This is a genomic window from Stenotrophomonas sp. YJH_SMC_4, from assembly GCF_059371575.1.
Genome location: NZ_JCAFUR010000004.1, coordinates 35,355 through 48,636 on the forward strand (window position 1 = coordinate 35,355; position 13,282 = coordinate 48,636).

Below are 13,282 nucleotides of genomic sequence, written 5' to 3' on the forward strand. Positions count from 1 at the left end.
GTTCGGCACCGGCACGGCCGGCCAGACCGAGCGCAACAGCGGCGCCGCTGGCCAGCAGCACGTTGCGGCGGCCGTGATCGAGGGGATCGTGACTCATGCGAGGTCTCCCGGAAGGCGATGGACGTCCAGTGCCCAGGTGCCGGGCCCGGCCAACGCGATGGCCAGCAGTACCGTGGTCCACATCAACGGGTACTCACTGCCACCGCGCATCCAGAACCAGCCCCTGGGCAGGGCCAACAGGACGGTGAAACCGATGAAGGCGGCCGCTGCAAGCGCGGCGATGCGGGTCTGCCATCCCAGCAGCACGGCCAGCCCGGACAGCACCTGCAGCAGGGCCAGCAACAGCGGCAACGGTGCCACCGCTGGCAGCCCGAAGCTGCGCAGCTCGGTAGCGAAGCCGGACAGCCCCGGTCCACCGAACCAGCCGAACAGCTTGCCCAGTGCGTGCGGCAGCAGGAAGCCTCCTGCCGCCAAGCGCAGCATCAGCAGGGCCAGGTCGAGGCCATGGCCAGCCAGCATGCTCAGTGCCCGCCTTCCTGCGCGCCGAACATGCGCTTGGCGTACTGGATGCCGATGCCGTAGCCGCCGGCATGGTCGCGGGCAATGCCGGTGGTCAGGTCGTAGGTTTCACCGCGTGCCCAGTCGCGCTGCAGTTCGAGCAGGTACTGCACGCTGGTCATCGGCACCGCGCCGGCCTGCACCATGCGGGTGATCGCACGCTCGTGCGCTTCTTCGCTGACATCGCCGCAGGCATCGGTGATCACGTAGACCTCGAAACCCTGCGCCAGCGCCGACAGCGCCGGCCCGACGATGCAGACGCTGGTCCAGAGGCCGGCAAGCACCAGGCGGCGCTTGCCGATGCGGTTGATCTCGTCGATCACCGCCCGGTCTTCCCAGGTATTCATCGAGGTGCGGTCGAACACCGGCTGGCCTGGGAAGATCTGCGGCAGTTCCGGGAACATCGGGCCGGAGAACGACGCTTCTGCAACCGTGGTCAGCACCACCGGCACATTGAAGCCCTTGGCCCCCTTGCTGATCAACGACACGTTGTTGCGCAGCGCGGAGATGTCGATGGTATGGGTAGCGAATGCCATCTGTGACTGGAAGTCGATCAGCACCAGGGCATGGTCGGTGGGCGACAACAGGGCCGGGGCGGGCGTGGCGGTGGCAAGGCTCATGGGTGGACTCCGTTGGAAACACGATCAGGGGGAAGCAACAGGGCTGCATCGCCGGCCAGGTACTGGCCGGGGCTGCAGCCGGTCTCGGCGCGGAAGCTGCGGACGAAATGGCTCTGGTCGAAGAAGCCGAGCTGCTGCGCCAGGCAGGACATCGGCAGGTGCTGGGCCGACAACAGCTCGCGCGCACGTTCGATACGGCGACGGCGTACATAACGCAGCGGGCTGGCGCCGGTACCGCTGCGGAACAGGCGCACCAGATGGAAGCGACTGACGCAGGCGACGGCCGCCAGTTCGGTGACCCGCAGCGGCTGTGACAGGTGTTCATCGACATAGCGCAATGCACGCTGCAATGCAGCGACCTGCTGCGGCGCCAGTGAAGCGGCGGGCGGATCAGGCGGAAGGATGGTGGCCATGCGGGACGCCGCGAAGGGATGCCCCATGGTGCGTGACCCCTGCGTGATGCCCTACCCCCGTCGGTCGAGGCCAGCACCTACCCGAATGGGGGAGGCCGACGGCCGAGCAGGCGGCGCCCGAACAACCGCGCATCCAGTGAATAAGCGCCAGGGCCCAGCGCCAGCAAGGCCAGCGGCAACACCACCAGTGGCCACGGCAGTGCCTGTGCATACAGGCCCAGTGTTGCCGGCACTACCGCCAGCGGCGTCAATACGCCCAGTGCAAGCATCGCCACCGCCAGCAGGCATAGCGCCGACAGCCAGCCCGCGTGCGTGCCCGGCGTGCACAATGCAGCGGCCACGCACAGCCGCAGCCACAGCAGGCCGATGCCCGGCCCGCGGTCGGGGAACATCACGAACAGGCGCTGCATGGCCGGACTCCACAGGACATGCCGGCGTGATAGCCGACCACGGCACCAGGCGCCTACCCCGTTCGGGTCACCCGCGGCTGCCCCGCACCTGCGAGAATGCGCGCCATGCGTGGCCGCCCCTTCCCGTTCCTGCGTCGCCTGCCGGCGCTGCTGGCGTGCCTGCTGCTGTGGACCGCCCTGCCCGCCCTCGCCGTGCAGCGGCCGGCCGTGAGCAGCGGGTTGCCCGGCTACGAGCACACTGCCTGGCGGGTCGGCCAGGGTGCACCCGGTGACATCTGGGACATCAGCCAGGACCGTGACGGCCTGTTGTGGTTGGCTACCGGTTCGGGCCTGTACCGATTCGACGGACGTCGCTTCGAACGGCAGGCGCCACCGGCTGGCACCCGCTACCCGTCCACCAACATGGTCACGTTGGAACACAGCGCCGATGGCGCACTGTGGATCGGCTACTTCCAGGCAGGCATCAGCCAGTTCGCGCGCGGCCACCTGTACAACTACGGCCGCGGCCAGGGCGTGCCGGTTGGCGTGGTACCGCACTTCAGCCAGGACCGCGACGGCCGCATGTGGGCAGCCATCAATGGAGGGCTGCGCGAGTTCGATGGCCAGCGCTGGCAGCCGCTGCCCGCAGACACGGGCGTTCCGGAACACCGCGTGCAATGGGTGCTGCACGACAGCCGTGGCACCTTCTGGGTACTGGCCAACCTCAGGATCTGGATGCGTCCTGCAGGCCAACCGCGTTTCGAGGACACCGGCGTTGCTGTATCCCAGATGGCGACGCTGACCGAGAGCCCGCAGGGCGAAGTCTGGCTGGCCGACCGTGTGCGCGGCACCTCGCCGCTGGCCAATGCGCAGGGCCTGCTGCCGGACAGCGAACGCGAAGCGCGACGCCTGCCGGACCTGGTCGCCGCGCGCCTGCAGTTCACTGCCGACGGCGCGTTATGGGCCACGATGAGCCCGCATGGCGGTGTGGCCCGGGTCACGTTCGACGGCAGCCGCGCCGTGCGCATGGAGCGTTTCGATTCGCCGCACGGGCTGACCGCCACCTCGGCCGTGCCGATCATCGCCGACCGCGAAGGCAATCTCTGGGTCGGCACCAATCTGGGCCTCAACCGCTTCCGCGTGCGCAGCGTGCACACGCTGGCGGTCGGCCCCAGTGATCCCTATCGCTCGCTGGTGCGGGCCAGCGATGGGCGTGTGTACGGCTACGGCGAGGACCTCAAGCCGTACGACCTGCGCCGGCCACTGCTGGAAGGCAGCGCCGCACAACTGCAGGCGGCCGCGCGCCGGGCGCCCACGCCGATCTGGCAGTTCGACTGGGTCAACCTGGCACGCACGGTGGCCGGCCACACCACGCTGATTCCGCTGCCCGAGCCCTTCACCGGGCAACCGCTGCATGCCCTGCTGTTCGCCGATGACGACCAGGCCTGGGTCTGCACCGGTGAACGTGGCGTGCTGCACTATCTGCACGGCCAGTGGCAGCGCGAAACGCGCCTGCCCGAACAGGCCTGCTCATCACTGGCGCTGGATGCCAATGGCCAGCTGCTGCTCGGCTATGCCGACGGCCGGCTGCGCAGCATGGGCGCGACCCGCATCGAAACCTTCGATGCCAACCACGGGCTGTTGGTCGGGCCGGTCACCGCGCTGCTGCACCACCAGGACCTGTTGCTGGTGGCCGGTGAGGCCGGGCTGGCCGCCCGCCTCGGCAATGGCCGCTTCATGCCGGTCAGCACCGACATGGCCGGCGTGCTGGAGGGCATCACCGGCATGGTTGCCGATGCGCACGGTCACCTGTGGCTCAATGGCAGTCGTGGCCTGGTCCGGTTGGGGAGCGATCAGTTGCGGCGGGCGCTGCGTACCGGGCAGCCGGTGACGCCACGCCTGTTCGATGCGGTGGATGGCATGCCGGGCATCGCCCTGCAGAGCGGACCGATCCCCACCGCCGTGCTGGCCGACGACGGCCTGCTATGGCTGGCCACCAACCAGGGCCTGGCCTGGCTGGACACCACCCGGTCGCACGTCAATGCGATGGCTCCCAGCGTGCGCATCGGCGACGTGCTGCATGGCAGCGAACGGCAACCACTGCGGGACGGCCTGCGCCTGCCGGCCGGCACCAGCCAGCTGCAGATCGACTACGTGGCGCTGTCGCTGGCACGCCCGGAACGCAACCGCTACCGCTATCGCCTGTCCGGCGTTGACGATAGCTGGCAGGACGCGGGCAGCAGCACCCGCGCGTATTACACCAACCTCGCGCCAGGCAACTACCGGTTCGAGGTGGAAGCCGCCAATGAGGACGGCATCTGGAGCACCGCACCGGCCAGCCGCAGCTTCCGCATCGCGCCTACCTTCATCCAGACCGTGTGGTTCAAACTGCTGTGCACCGCCGCCGTGCTCGCACTACTGGTGCTGGCAGTACGCATCCGCAGCGGGCAGCTGGCCGCGCTGTTCCGTGCGCGCCTGCAGGAACGCAATGGCGAACGCGAACGCATCGCGCGCGACCTGCACGACACCCTGCTGCAGGGCAGCCAGGGCCTTATCCTGCGCCTGCATGCGATCAGCCAGTCACCCCAGACCCCCGAGCCGGTGCGCAGCCAGCTGGAGTCGGCGATGCAGCTGGCCGAGCGCAACCTGGCCGAGGGCCGCGAGCGGGTCAATGCGCTGCGCGAGGGGCCGTTCGCGGGTCGCGACCTCGCTTCGGCACTGGCCGATGTGCACGCCGAGTATGCCGGGCACGGCACCAATCCGCTGCGCCTGACCGTGGAAGGCCCCCACCCACCGCTGCAGGCTGATGCCGCCGAGGAAGTGTTCCTGATCGGACGCGAGGCGATCCGCAATGCGCTGCGCCATGCCAATGCCAGCGCCATCGAAGTGGAGCTGTCCTACGGCACGCGGTGCTTCCTTCTACACGTGCGCGATGATGGCGTGGGCATCGCCGACGAAAATGCCGGCCATGGCCATTGGGGCCTGCAGGGCATGCGCGAGCGCGCGCAGCGCCTTGGCGCGGAACTGCAGCTGTGGACCCGCCCCGGGCTGGGGACCGAAGTCGCGCTGGCAGTTCCCGCCCGGCGCCTGTATCACCGCCGCCCATCACGTTGGCGCTGGCCCTGGAGTAGAACGAGCCATGACTGAAACCCCTGCCCCGATCGGCGTACTGGTGGTCGACGACCACCCGCTGCTGCGTGACGGCCTGGCCGCCCTGCTGGGCGCACAACCCGATCTGCGCCTGCTCGGTGAAGCCGCCGACGGCGAGGAAGCCATCGCACGCTACCAGCAGCTGCAGCCGGACGTGGTGCTGATGGACCTGCAGATGCCCCGCCTGGATGGTGTGGAAGCCATCGTGCGGATCCGCGCGACGGACCCGCGCGCGCGCATCATCGTGCTGACCACCTACCGCGGTGACGTACGTGCGGTGCGGGCGTTGCAGGCCGGCGCCAGCGCCTACCTGCTGAAGGACATGCTGCGCCACGAGCTGGTCGACACGATCCGCATGGTTGCGGGCGGCCGGCGCGCGCCGATTCCACCAGCGGTGGCGGCGAGCATCGCCGCGCATGTGGTGGAAGACCGGTTGTCGCCGCGCGAGACCGAAGTGCTGCGGCACGTGGCCGGTGGCCTGTCGAACAAGCGCATCGGCGAGCGCATGCAGATTTCAGAGCAGACGGTGAAGGCGCACATGAAGAGCCTGATGGACAAGCTGGGCGTGGGCGATCGCACGCACGCGGTGACCCAGGCGCTGCGGCGCGGCATCATCAGCCTGGACGACAGCGGTCACGATTAGGGGGTTGTTCGGCAGGGCTGCAAGCCCTGCCGAACGCCCCCCTTACTTCAAGCGCAGGAGCAGGCTGCCGCCCGCACACACCACTGCCAGCCAGGCCACGCCGTGCCACCCCCACTGCGCCAGCGCCAGGCTGCCCAGCGCACCACCGGCGGCCATGCCGATGAACATGCCCGTGAACAGCAGCGCATTGAGGCGGCTGCGGGCCGGCGGCACCAGGCCATAGACCAGCGTCTGGTGCGCCACCAGCGCCGACTGGAAACCGAAGTCGAACAGCAGCGCACTTACCACCAGCAGCGGCAGCAGCGCAACGGCCGGCAACCAGGCTTCGGCCAGCAGCAGCCCGAAACCCACCAGCGCCACTGCGATCGCCAGCCGCGCCACCGCACGGCAACCCAGGCGATCGGCGAAACGTCCTGCAAACGGCGCAGCCAATGCGCCGGCCGCGCCGGCGATACCGAACGCACCCGCCGCCGCACTGCCCAGCCCCAGGCGGGCATGCAGCATCAGCGCCAGCGTCGACCAGAACGCGCTGAAGCCCACTGCCAGCAACGACTGGCTGGCCACCGCACGGCGCAGCTGCGGCTGCTCGCGCCACAACGCCAGCAACGAACCCAGCAACGCCGGATAGCGCAGCGTGCTGGTCGGTGCGAAACGCGGCAGCGCGCGCGCCATCACCGCGCCCATCACCGCCACCGATACCGCGGCCAGTACGAACTGCGTGCGCCAACCCCATGCTTCAGCCACCACGCCACTGACCACGCGCGACAGCAGGATACCGAGCAGCAGGCCGGTCATCACCCGGCCGACGATCTGGCCGCGTTGTGCATCCGGCGCCAGCACCGCAGCGGCGGGCACGATGTCCTGTGCCAGCGTGGCCATCAACCCGACCAGCAGGCTGGCCATCAGCAGGCCCGGCAGGTGCCCGGCCATCGCTGCAGCGCCCAATGCCAGTGCCAGCAACGCGGACTTCAACAGGATCAGGGTGCGGCGGTCGAAGCGGTCGCCCAACGGCGCCAGCAGGAGAATGCCAAGCGCATACCCAAGCTGGGTCAAGGTCGGCACCAGGCCGGCGGCGCGCTCGCCTGCGCCGAGGTCCTGGGCGATCAGGCCCAGCATCGGCTGGCTGTAGTACAGCGAGGCGACCGAGAAGCCGGCGCCAGCCGCCATTGCCAGCACCAGCGGGGTGGAGGGTGCGGTCGCGGGCGCGGCGACGGATAGCGAAGGGGTAGACATTGGGGGAGTCCGGAGGAGGAAGTGGGCGTATCCTGCCGGTATTCGCCCGGCGTCTGTAGTAGGCTCCTGCACATACACTTCATACGTGAAACGCATGAATGACCTTGCCACCGGCGCGGATCGCCTGGATCTGCTGCGCACCTTCCTGCGCATCGTCGATGCCGGCAGCCTGTCTGCTGCTGCCGTGCAGCTGGGCACCACCCAGCCGACGGTCAGTCGCCGCCTGCAGGCACTGGAGCGACAGCTCGGCCTGCGCCTGCTGCAGCGCTCCACCCACGGCCTGCAGCTGACCGAAGATGGCCTGCGCTGCCAGCGCCATGCGCAACGCGTGGTCGACGAATGGGAGTCGCTGCAGGCCGAACTGCACGGCGAACCGGAAACGCTGCGCGGACGCCTGCGGGTAATGGTGCCGCACGCCTTCGGCCAGGCGCAGCTGCTGCCGACCATGCTCGCGTTCCTCGCCCAGCACCCACAGCTGAGCCTGGAGTGGATCCTTGAAGATCGTCGCCCGGATTTCATCGCCGAAGGCATCGACTGCGCGGTGCGGGTGGGTCCGGTCGACGAACCGCGCATGGTCGCACTGCCGCTCGCCGAAGTGCCGCGCATCGTCGTGGCAGCGCCGTCGCTGGTGCAGGCCACCGCGATCAGCACACCAGAACAAGCGCAGGCACTGCCGTGGATCTCACTGGTCACCTACTACCGCGAACGCCTGCTGCTGCATGACGCACAGGGCCGCGCGCATACGCTGTCGATCAGCCCACGCCTGCTCAGCGACAACCTGTTCGTGGTGCAGCAGGCTGCACGCGCCGGGCTGGGCGCAGCGGTGGTCTCGGCCTGGCTGGTGGCCGACGACCTCGCACAAGGACGTCTGGTGCAGCTGCTGCCGGACTGGCAGGCGCCGGCACTGCCGGTGCATGTCGTGTTTCCTGCTGCGCGCCAGCAGCCGCCGCGGCTGCGCGCCTTCATCGATGCGATGAAGGCCGCACTGCCGCAGCTGCATGGCATGCGGCCGGCACCGCGTTAGGCCAACGGCCGTGTCATCCACGCATGGCGTGGATGCCGTCCAACTCCATGGGTCGGATCCCTTCCCACTCGGGAAGGGCTCTGACCCTGTCGATCACTGCGTCTTCGCCGCCTCGGCATTCCACGCCGCCACCTTGGCCTTGGTATCAGCCAACATCCTGTCCAGCGCAGCGCGGTCATACACGCTGCCACGCAGGATCACGCTGTCGATCTTCCCGGTGGCGGCGATGTCCTGCAGCGGGTTGGCGGTCAGCAGCACCAGATCGGCGGCCTTGCCCTGTGCGACACCACCGTAGCGGTCCATCTGGCCGAACCAGGCCGGACCGGAACGGGTTGCGGCCGACAGCGCCTGCGGTGCGGTCAGGCCTTCCTTCACGAACAGCTGCAGTTCCTGGTGCAGCGCGATGCCCGGGAAGTTGAACGAATTGAGGAAGCCCGCATCGGTACCGGCGATGATCGTCACGCCCGCCTCCTGCAGCAGCGGCAGCACCGCGGCCACCTGGTGGTACTGCGCGTGGCGCGCTTCAATCTGCGCCGGCGTGGCCTTGGCTGCGCGGTCCACGCGCCACTGGTAGGTCGCGCGCAGGCCAGGGCCGATGTAGGCCAGGTACGGATCGTTGGCGTGGTCATCCTGGTCAAGGAAGTCGAGGATGCGGCCACCGTTGAGGGTCGGGGTCACGAATACGCCGCGCTTTGCGAAATCACGGTAGGCATGCATCGCAGTGTCACGGTCGAAGCTGGCGTCGAGGCGCCGGTTGGCTTCGGCACGGTCGATGCGGCCGGCTCCAAAGTCAGCGGCGATCTGCGCCTCATCCTTGCTGCCGGCCTTGAATGCGTAGTCCAGATGCTCGATCGAAGCCAGGCCGGCATCGACCGCCTGCTCCACGGTCAGTGCCATCGGAATATGCCCCGAGGCTTTGAAGCCGGCCTTTCGCGCAGCGCTGGCCGAGTACAGGAACAGTTCCGGCTTCAGCGTGCTGTCGGTGATCTTCACGAAATCGACCTTGTCATGCTGCAGGCGGGTAATCGCCTTGTCGGCGTCGGCCTCGCTGCCCACTTCGATCGTGCCCTTCCAGACCGGCTTGATGCCTTCGATCTTCGCGCCGGAACTGAGCAGGCGCGGGCCGAACAAGGTGCCCTTGGCGATCTCGCCACGCCACTGCAGCACCTGCTCGGGCAGATCGCCGGAGCAGTCACGCACCGTGGTGATGCCATGCGCGATGTACAGCGGCAGCAGCGCCTTGTTCTCTTCGATCAGCGCCGGACCACCACCGAAGTGCACATGCATGTCCCACAGGCCCGGAATCAGGTACTTGCCCTTGGCATCGATCTGGCGGGCCGCACTCCATTGGCTGCGCAGCTGCGCGTCCGGACCGACGGCGACGATGTCCTCGCCACGGATCACCACGCTCTGCCCGGCCAGCGTGCTGGCGTGCTCGACATCGACCACGGTGGCATTGCGGATCAGCAGGTCGGCGCGCTCGGCGGCAGACGCCGACAGCGGTGCTACCGCAAGGAGGATGGCAAGGGACAACGGACGGGAACGGAACATGGACAGCATCCTGATGGGCACGCCCAGCGTGCGGGTGGAAGGGGGTTGCATTCAACGCACCGCGCCGTGCTGGCGCAGCAGGGTCTCAATTCCGGTATAGCCGCGCTGGCGCGCGTGCGCCAGCGGCGTCACGCCGTCGCCGTCGGCAAGCTCCGGGTCGGCACCGGCCTCCAGCAGCAGCTGCACGATCTGCACGTGGCGCGCACCGCCATCGCCGAGCAGGATCGCTTCCAGCAGCGCGGTCCAGTGCAGCCGGTTGACATGGTCCACCGCCACACCGGCCCGCAGCAGCGTGCGCACAGTGGCGACGTGACCGCGCTCGGCGGCCGGAATCAGCGCGGTGCCGCCATAGCGGTTGGTGCTGCGCAGATCGGCGCCATGCGCCAGGGTCATCGCCAGGATCTCGTCCAGGCCGCGCGCACCGGCGTACAGGTAGGCGCTGTCCTGCAACGCGTCCTTGGCGTTGACGTCTGCCCCGGCCTCGATCAGCTCACGCGCGGCATCCACGTTGTTGCCATGCGTGGCCAGCAGCAGCGCGGTGCGGCCCTGGCCATCGCGCGCCTCCAGCGTGGCGCCATCCTCGATCGCCTGTCGCACCGCATCGGCGTCGCCGCGGCTGGCGGCATCCCGCAGGCGCGCGTCTGCGTCGGCCCTGGACGTGGCGGTGCAGGCAGGGGTGACCATGGCCAGCAGGCACAACAGCAGCACGCGCGTGAACGGCGCAGGCCAACCAGCGGAATGATGGACGCGCATGACAGTGTCTCCTCATGTCCGTCGCCACGGAACGCCGTGCGACGGTAGCAACAGCCGGGCGTTGCCGGCCCCTGCCCTGCATGGTAGAAGTCGGCCTGGGTATCCAGAAGTGAAATGTTCAAATGCAAGACAGTGCCAAATCGAATAGAACCCTGTTCGAACTGGACCTGCTGCGGGCGCTGGTGATGGTGGCCGACTGCGGCAGCTTCACCACGGCGGCCACGCGCCTGCATTCGACCCAGTCCACGGTCAGCCAGAAGGTGCGCCGGCTGGAGGAACTGGCCGGGCATCGCCTGCTTGAACGCGGCCATCGCGACGTGCACCCCACTGATGCCGGCCACACCCTGCTCGGCTACGCGCGGCGCATGCTCGACCTGAACGAGGAAATGGCGCAGGCGCTGGCCGGTGCGATGGTGGAGACCGCAGTCCGCATCGGCGTGCCCGAGGATTTCGTCAACGCGCAGACCACGCGCATGCTGGCCGCCTTCAGCCGTCGCCACCCGCAGGTGAAGCTGGAGATCAGCAGCGGCCTCAGCCGCGACTTGGCGCAGGGCTTCGATCATGGCGAGTTGGATCTGGTGCTGGTCAAGCAGCGCCGCAACAGCCGCCAGGCCGTGCACTGCCGCCGCGAGCCGATGCACTGGATCGACAGCCTGCGCAGCAGCTGCCTGCAGCAGGACCCGCTGCCGCTGGTCACCTTCCCCCCGCGCGGGCTGTACCGCGACGAGATGATCCATGCCGTGGAAGCGCTGGGCCTGCGCTGGCGCATCGCCTTCACCAGCTCGTCGCTGAGCGGCATCCAGGGCGCGGTGGCCGATGGCATCGGCATCAGCCTGCTGCCACGCCGCGCGGTCAGCCGCGAGCACCGCATCATCGATGGCGAGCGCGAGCTGCCGGTGATCGACAACTACGAAATCGGCCTGCTGCACCGTGCCGACGCCGACGATGCCGTGCGTGCGCTGGCCAGCGAGCTGTGGCGGCAGGTGCAGCGCGAACCGGACTGACCACGGTAGATCCACGCCATGCGTGGATGCCTTTCGCGCATCACGCATCGAAACATGGTCACTCCGGCCGTATAGCGGGCAACAATCGCCTCGTAGAGTGCCTGTTGTTTCCGTGCCCCACGGCGCCCTGCCATGTCCGACGAAATCCCCACCCGCTTCGATCCCCTGCCCGCTGCCCTGCAGACGCATCTGCAGCACCAGCGCTCGCTGATCGCCGCGCGCGTGGCGGCCGGCTTCCCGACGTTGCCGGTGCAGTGGCCGCTGGCGGCCAGCACACTGCAGCGCGTGATCGATGCCAAGCTGATCGACCGTGCCGACTGCGATGGCTGGGAAGCGCTGGGCGTGGCATTCGGTGACACCCTGGCCCAGCGCGTGCCGGGCCTGGCCTGGATGCAGGTCACCGATGCATGGGGCATCGACGCGGTGCTGCGTTATGCCGACAGCAGCCTGCAGATCGGCGCCAGCACACTGCTGCTCAAGCGCGTCGAACAGGGCGAGATCATCGACATCGCCCACCTGCTTGCGTGGCTTGAGGAATTCGTCGCCACCCGCGCCGACGATTACGCCTGACGGTACATCGGGGTAGATCCACGCCATGCGTGGATGAATGAGACCACGCGATGGCGCATCCACGCCATGACGTGGATCTACAGCCAGCGGCCGTCGACCACCACGCGGCGCTCCACCGGCACCCCGGCCACAGCGGCCGGGCCGTGGTCGGCACGCACGGCCACGAACGTCGCCGGCCGGCCTTCGGCAATACCATGCTGCGGCAGGCCGATCGCCTGCGCGGCGTGGGTGGTGACCATGTCCAGCGCCAGCATCAGGTCGGCATCGGTGTAGAAGCCGGACCGGTAGCCCAGCAACATCGCCCGCTGCAGCAGGTCGCCGTTACCGTACGGCCACCAGCAGTCGCGGATGTTGTCGTTGCCTGCGAACACGCGCACACCGGCATCATGCAGCGCGCGCAGCGGCGGGAAAGGATGATCGCCCGGCGCGTTGCTCATGATCGCCACACCCGCCGTGGCCAGTGCTTCGCCCACCTGCAGCGCGCGCGCCAGCGGCACGTCGCCCAGCGAATAGGCATGGCTGACCGCAACCCGCCCCTGCAGGCCGGCGGCCCGCGTCCGCGCCGCGATGCGCAGCAGCTGGGCCAGGCCGGTTTCGCCGGGCTCGTGCAGATGGATGTCCAGCTGCACGCCGTAACGCTCGGCCAGGCCGAACAGCAGCGCCAGCTGGCCTTCGGCATCACCATCGAGCGTGGTCGGGTCGATGCCGCCGAGCACCTCCACGCCCGCGGCAAGCGCCTGCTCCAGTACGGCGGCGGTGCCGGGACAGGACATCACCCCGGCCTGCGGAAACGCCACCAGCTGGATCCGCATGATGTCGGCGCAGCGCAGTGCCGCCTCGCGCACCGCTTCGAGATGGCCGAGACCGGTGCTGCCGTCGATATCGACATGGCAGCGCATCGCCACCGTACCGAAAGCACTGCATTGGCGGATCAGCGCCTCGGCACGGTCCACCATCGGTGCCGCACCCGCCACCGCCGCCTTCTCCACCGCCAGCCGCTCACGCAGGCTGTTCACCGGCTGGTGCGGGTGCCAACGGTCGCCGACGAAGCTCTTGTCGAGGTGAATGTGGCCGTCGACCAGCCCGGGCAGCACCGCGAAGCCCTGCAGGTCGACGCATTCCGCCGCGTCGGCCGGCGCCGCCTCGCCATTGAGCCCGCTGATGCGGCCATCACGGATATGGAAATGCAGTGGCGCACCGTCGCGGTCGACACCGCCATGGACGAACTGGAGGGTCATCGGGAACTCCCGGAATGCCAAGAATGGCGCCATCGTGCGCCTCGCCGCAGCCATCGGCCAACGAAATATCTGGATGGCACGCATTCACCAGAACGATGACTGCCCTGCGACAACCGGTCGCAGCCACGCCGTGCAC

Annotated in this window: 13 protein-coding genes; 5 read left to right on the forward strand and 8 right to left on the reverse strand. The window is 68.7% G+C overall.

All coding sequences use genetic code 11. The annotated features are described in order from the left end of the window. Positions 1-93: 93 nt before the first annotated feature. Genes AC5P9F_RS08505 through AC5P9F_RS08520 form a run of 4 tightly spaced genes read right to left on the reverse strand, consistent with a single transcriptional unit; the run spans position 94 to position 2,001 of the window. Complete coding sequence (locus tag AC5P9F_RS08505; protein WP_005413752.1) at positions 94-519, reverse strand: DoxX family protein; 426 nt, start codon at positions 517-519, stop codon at positions 94-96. 2 nt (positions 520-521) lie between these two features. Next, positions 522-1,178 carry a hydrolase gene (locus AC5P9F_RS08510; RefSeq protein WP_012480558.1) on the reverse strand — a complete coding sequence of 219 codons (657 nt, stop codon included), beginning with the start codon at positions 1,176-1,178 and terminating at the stop codon, positions 522-524. After that, a complete protein-coding gene (locus AC5P9F_RS08515) occupies positions 1,175-1,618 on the reverse strand; it encodes a helix-turn-helix transcriptional regulator (protein ID WP_059034680.1) in 444 nt (147 codons plus the stop codon). The genes AC5P9F_RS08510 and AC5P9F_RS08515 overlap by 4 nt, the downstream gene beginning before the upstream one ends. A 50-nt stretch (positions 1,619-1,668) precedes the next feature. After that, positions 1,669-2,001: a hypothetical protein gene (locus tag AC5P9F_RS08520; RefSeq protein WP_005413754.1), complete on the reverse strand. Its 333-nt coding sequence runs from the start codon at positions 1,999-2,001 to the stop codon at positions 1,669-1,671. 96 nt (positions 2,002-2,097) lie between these two features. On the opposite strand from AC5P9F_RS08520, the gene AC5P9F_RS08525 reads away from it, so the two are divergent. Both AC5P9F_RS08525 and AC5P9F_RS08530 read left to right on the forward strand, forming a co-directional pair. Further along, complete coding sequence (locus AC5P9F_RS08525) at positions 2,098-5,127, forward strand: sensor histidine kinase (RefSeq protein WP_308678790.1); 3,030 nt, start codon at positions 2,098-2,100, stop codon at positions 5,125-5,127. Further along, on the forward strand, positions 5,120-5,773 hold the full coding sequence (locus AC5P9F_RS08530) for a response regulator (protein ID WP_043035219.1): 654 nt from the start codon (positions 5,120-5,122) through the stop codon (positions 5,771-5,773). The genes AC5P9F_RS08525 and AC5P9F_RS08530 overlap by 8 nt, the downstream gene beginning before the upstream one ends. A 42-nt stretch (positions 5,774-5,815) precedes the next feature. On the opposite strand, the gene AC5P9F_RS08535 is transcribed toward AC5P9F_RS08530, so the two are convergent. Further along, positions 5,816-7,006 carry an MFS transporter gene (locus tag AC5P9F_RS08535; RefSeq protein WP_164225421.1) on the reverse strand — a complete coding sequence of 397 codons (1,191 nt, stop codon included), beginning with the start codon at positions 7,004-7,006 and terminating at the stop codon, positions 5,816-5,818. Between the two features lie 94 nt (positions 7,007-7,100). Here AC5P9F_RS08535 and AC5P9F_RS08540 point away from each other — a divergent pair, with 94 nt between their 5' ends. Next, positions 7,101-8,030 carry a LysR family transcriptional regulator gene (locus AC5P9F_RS08540; RefSeq protein ID WP_043035217.1) on the forward strand — a complete coding sequence of 310 codons (930 nt, stop codon included), beginning with the start codon at positions 7,101-7,103 and terminating at the stop codon, positions 8,028-8,030. Positions 8,031-8,123: 93 nt separating this feature from the next. On the opposite strand, the gene AC5P9F_RS08545 is transcribed toward AC5P9F_RS08540, so the two are convergent. Next, positions 8,124-9,581, reverse strand: a complete 1,458-nt coding sequence (locus AC5P9F_RS08545; protein WP_164225420.1) for an amidohydrolase family protein — start codon at positions 9,579-9,581, stop codon at positions 8,124-8,126. Between the two features lie 51 nt (positions 9,582-9,632). After that, positions 9,633-10,334 (reverse strand): ankyrin repeat domain-containing protein, encoded by a 702-nt coding sequence (locus AC5P9F_RS08550; protein ID WP_012480565.1) that lies wholly within the window; start codon positions 10,332-10,334, stop codon positions 9,633-9,635. Positions 10,335-10,456: 122 nt separating this feature from the next. Between AC5P9F_RS08550 and AC5P9F_RS08555 the strand changes: the two genes are divergently transcribed. Both AC5P9F_RS08555 and AC5P9F_RS08560 read left to right on the forward strand, forming a co-directional pair. Next, positions 10,457-11,338, forward strand: coding sequence for a LysR substrate-binding domain-containing protein (locus AC5P9F_RS08555; protein ID WP_012480566.1), 882 nt, complete (start codon positions 10,457-10,459; stop codon positions 11,336-11,338). A 132-nt stretch (positions 11,339-11,470) separates the two neighbouring features. Further along, positions 11,471-11,908 carry a DUF3806 domain-containing protein gene (locus AC5P9F_RS08560; RefSeq protein WP_012480567.1) on the forward strand — a complete coding sequence of 146 codons (438 nt, stop codon included), beginning with the start codon at positions 11,471-11,473 and terminating at the stop codon, positions 11,906-11,908. A gap of 77 nt (positions 11,909-11,985) precedes the next feature. Here AC5P9F_RS08560 and AC5P9F_RS08565 read toward each other — a convergent pair whose 3' ends face one another. After that, the gene (locus AC5P9F_RS08565) at positions 11,986-13,146 is read right to left on the reverse strand and encodes an amidohydrolase family protein (protein ID WP_043035214.1); all 1,161 of its coding nucleotides are present in this window, start codon (positions 13,144-13,146) and stop codon (positions 11,986-11,988) included. Positions 13,147-13,282 lie beyond the last annotated feature (136 nt).